At 64.5% G+C, this 2,245-nt stretch carries 3 protein-coding genes and 1 pseudogene; 2 read left to right on the top strand and 2 right to left on the bottom strand.

Annotation, left to right across the window (positions count from 1 at the left end; all coding sequences use genetic code 11):
* Positions 1-427 (top strand): alpha/beta fold hydrolase (locus EN964_RS32335; RefSeq protein WP_164776208.1); only part of this gene is annotated, 427 nt, incomplete at its 5' end.
* On the opposite strand, the gene EN964_RS32330 is transcribed toward EN964_RS32335, so the two are convergent.
* Positions 424-1,203 carry an NIPSNAP family protein gene (locus EN964_RS32330; protein ID WP_127277281.1) on the bottom strand — a complete coding sequence of 260 codons (780 nt, stop codon included), beginning with the start codon at positions 1,201-1,203 and terminating at the stop codon, positions 424-426. The two genes, EN964_RS32335 and EN964_RS32330, sit on opposite strands and share 4 nt — an antisense overlap.
* 96 nt (positions 1,204-1,299) lie before the next feature.
* Between EN964_RS32330 and EN964_RS32325 the strand changes: the two genes are divergently transcribed.
* Positions 1,300-1,980 (top strand): TetR/AcrR family transcriptional regulator, encoded by a 681-nt coding sequence (locus tag EN964_RS32325; RefSeq protein WP_127277279.1) that lies wholly within the window; start codon positions 1,300-1,302, stop codon positions 1,978-1,980.
* Positions 1,981-2,044: 64 nt separating this feature from the next.
* On the opposite strand, the pseudogene EN964_RS32320 reads toward EN964_RS32325, so the two are convergent.
* A pseudogene (locus EN964_RS32320) lies at positions 2,045-2,245 on the bottom strand (hypothetical protein); the annotation flags it as partial.

The following is a 2,245-nucleotide window of genomic DNA, read 5'->3' as shown; positions in this document are numbered from 1 at the left end:
GGCCGGCACGTTGAAGCCCGATTTCGCGCCGGGTCATCCGCTGGTGGTGAGCGTCGAGGCCCTGCGCGACCCGATATCGCCGACCGATCCGTTCTATGCCTGGTGGCATGCCTGTCGTACCGACGTGCCAGCAGCCTTTCTCGCCGGCTTGGCGCAAGAGGCCTCGGCGATGCCGACCCCGCGCTGGCGCGCGATTCTCGAGGAAATCCGCCGCGCCGACCTGACCGACTCGGCACGAGTCGTGCAGGCCCGGACGCTGATCATCGCCGGCGCCTGCGACCCGCTGTTCGGCGCGGCGCACCAGCAGGCGTTGCAATCCGCTCTTGCCGAAGCCGTCTTCGTTCGGGCTGAGAGTTGTGGCCACAACCCGCATTGGGAAGATCCGGTCCTTGTCGCAAAGGCGATCATCGAGGCATTTGAAGTCTAACGCCCGACCAATGATTGCGATGTGGGCAACAGCCGCAAAGTCTCCGTTTGTTTGGTCAGGCCGAGCTGCGCGGCCTGCCAAAAATCCTGCCATGCCGGAGAAGCGGCGAGGGCGGCCTGGTGGCGGGCATGCGCCTCGGTGCTGGCAAAACCCATGACGCTGATGAAGACGTTTTCATCAGCCCGTACCGGCAGGCGCGGAAAACTGTTTTCGGCATGCTCGGTAACGAAAGCGGCGAGCAGGCGTGCGTCGGCCGTCATCAGGCACGCCGTCTCAGTCTCGAAGCGAGTGGCGAAATCAGCCTCTGTGCCGGGCTGCAAATGATGAATCTCGATGACAACGATGCCGGTCAGCGGTTTGTTTTGAATGGGCTTTTCGTCATCGGCCAGGCTTGGCCGCTGCTTGCCCGCGAGGTCGAAGCCGGCGGCGGGCCACGCCGGCTTCAGCAGCAGCACATCGTCGGAATCGATCATCGTTGCGTTGGCCGCATCGCTGTGCGCCGCCCAGACCGGCCCGCCATATAAAGCGGCGAGAGCATTTTTCCGCGCATCCATGCCGTCGAAGCCGCGCATCCAGACGAACATGTCAGGCCGATCGAGGTCCCGGAACTGGCCGATGATGGTCATGCCGGCGTCCTCCTGGCCCTCGATCAGCCTGCCGTCGAAGATGCCGATGAGCGTGTCGCGCCGGCCAGGCTTCAGCGTGTATTGCCGAAGCTCGACGACAGGCGAAGCGAGCGCTGAGGGTTTCGTCGCGACGTTCTGGGGCAGGTTCATCCGACATTCTCCAAAACAGGGTGATCGTCCTGTTTTGTAAAACAGACCGGTTGTCCTGTTTTGTCAACATGCTAAAGTTCGGCAATGTCAGCAGAGATGACCGTCCAGCCAAAACCGCGCCCGGGAAAACGCACCAACGACCCTGAAGGCATGCGCAAGAAAGTGCTCGATGTCGCCGAGGATGCGTTCCAGGCGCGCGGCTATCACGCCTCCAGCATCGGCGACCTGATGGCGGCGGCTGATGTCAGCGGCGGCGCGCTGCATCACCACTTCCCGACCAAGAAGGCGCTGGCGCTGGCTGTGATCGACGAGCGTGTGGCGGCAGCGGTCGAAGAGACATGGATCGCGCCGGTGCTGGCGGCGGCATCGGCGCGCGAGGGCGTGCGCGCCGTGTTCGAGGCCGTGGCGGCGGAACTGGAGCAGCAGGGTTTCGTGCGCGGCTGCCCGCTCAACAATCTGGCGCACGAACTGTCGCTTGCCGATCCCGATTTCCGCCTTGCCCTTGCCGGTATCTTTGCCGGGTGGCGGCGCGCGATTGCCGACAAGCTGCGTGCCGACCAGCAGGCGGGCAAGGACGAGGGCACGGACCCCGAACGCTTCGCCGCGCTGACGGTCGCCGCCTATTCCGGGGCCATGTCGATGGCCAAGACGGCGCAGGATGCCGGTGTGCTGCGGGATTGCCTGGCGGGGCTGGAGCGCAGCGCGCCGTCGCCATCGCAGGGCGGATTGGCAGCCAGGCGACGCAACAGGATACTGCCACAGCCGAGAACCTCTTGACTTTGCGGCGCTGCGTTCTTCATCCGATGCCGGGCGAGGTGGGGAACGCCGGGCTCTGGTTCAGCTACTCGGCCAGCGGCTTGATCGTCTCGTAGCCGTTGACGGATTCCGAACCGGTGCCTTCATCGTAGCGCCGCGCGAGCGCGGCTTGCAGATCGGGCGCATAAAGGGCGGTGAATGAATCCAGCGTCTCGCCGTCGCCGTTCTTGAAGGTCTCCTTGACCGCCAGGACATTGTATTTGCAGTCGCCCAGACGGAATGTCTC

The organism is Mesorhizobium sp. M7A.F.Ca.CA.001.10.2.1 (genome assembly GCF_003998575.1).
In the GTDB taxonomy this organism is placed as follows: Bacteria; Pseudomonadota; Alphaproteobacteria; order Rhizobiales; family Rhizobiaceae; genus Mesorhizobium.
The sequence above is the reverse complement of the archived record's forward strand: the minus strand, read 5'-3'. Positions and strand labels throughout refer to the sequence as shown.